Origin of the sequence: Sphingobium sp. IP1 (assembly GCF_002708645.1) — a bacterium.
Lineage (GTDB): Bacteria > Pseudomonadota > Alphaproteobacteria > Sphingomonadales > Sphingomonadaceae > Sphingobium > Sphingobium yanoikuyae.
In genome coordinates this window covers 1-1,041 of sequence record NZ_NOIW01000258.1, presented here as the reverse complement: position 1 = coordinate 1,041, position 1,041 = coordinate 1, and the positions used below count along the sequence as shown (strand labels likewise).

The window sequence follows — 1,041 nt, the reverse complement described above, 5'->3', positions numbered from 1 at the left end:
GGCAGCGCCGCCCGCCAAAAGCTGATCGAGAAGCTCATTCGGTATGGCAGGTTCTTTGCGTCGTGACATAGTGGGACTCCTTGTTGCCCATTATGCCCGGCCACACACGGAAATCCTGACAGTCCCCCTACACGCGCCGAATCATCGCGGAAAGGTCGCGTGAGCTAGGCTGGCATGTAAAAGACGGAAACGTACATCCGACAAGCTTCTTTATAGATAATCAGCAATACCGCGTCCAACCGGATATTGTAATTTACCGCGGGCGGGACGCCCTCGCAGTGATCGACGCAAAGTACAAGCCTAGTCCGAAAGAGGCTGACCGTTACGAATTACTTTCATTTATGGACGCACTTGGCGTTCAACATGGAGCGCTTTTATGTCCTCAGCTTGACGCAGCCAGGTCAACATCCCTGGGCGTTACCACGAGTGGAAAACAAGTGTCTCTGCTGCGTTTGGATTTGCGTGCCGTCGACCCAGAAGCGGAAGCTGACCGTCTCTTCCAGAATGTTCGCAAATTAGTCGAGGGCCAGAAGGACTATATGTGATTTGGACAAGGTTGACGCGGAAACCCGTAGCCGAACGATGAAGTCGGTGGGCCGAAAAGACACGGCACCCGAAATGGTCGTTCGTAAGTTATTACATGGCTTGGGATATCGATACAGATTGCATGATAAGCGGCTTCCTGGATCACCGGATATCGTTTTTGCCGGTCGTAAGAAGGTAATTTTTATTCATGGGTGCTTTTGGCATGCTCATGATTGCCGTGGGAGTTTATCGCCAAAATCCAAGACGGATTTCTGGGGGGCTAAACTAGATAGAAACAAGGCACGCGATGCCAGAAATGTCGAGGCGCTAACGTCGCGTGACTGGGACGTAATGACAATATGGGGTCAGTACATAGAACGGACCCAGATATACGCTCTCATGACTGCCGTCCGAGACGCTGGCCGAGTTTACTCCTTCGCTGGCCGCTAGACCAGCGGTCGCATTGACCTTGGCGGGTGTGCCGCGGGCGCCTGATCGACGACGATTGATCACGCT

2 protein-coding genes are annotated in these 1,041 nt (G+C 52.9%); both read left to right on the top strand.

Translation table 11 applies throughout. The annotated features are described in order from the left end of the window. Positions 1 to 278: 278 nt before the first annotated feature. A complete protein-coding gene (locus CG471_RS30455) occupies positions 279 to 545 on the top strand; it encodes a hypothetical protein (protein WP_143560327.1) in 267 nt (88 codons plus the stop codon). 1 nt (position 546) lies between these two features. Further along, entirely contained in the window at positions 547 to 975 is a 429-nt protein-coding gene (locus CG471_RS29840; protein WP_099234668.1) for a very short patch repair endonuclease, read from the top strand. Positions 976 to 1,041: the final 66 nt, after the last annotated feature.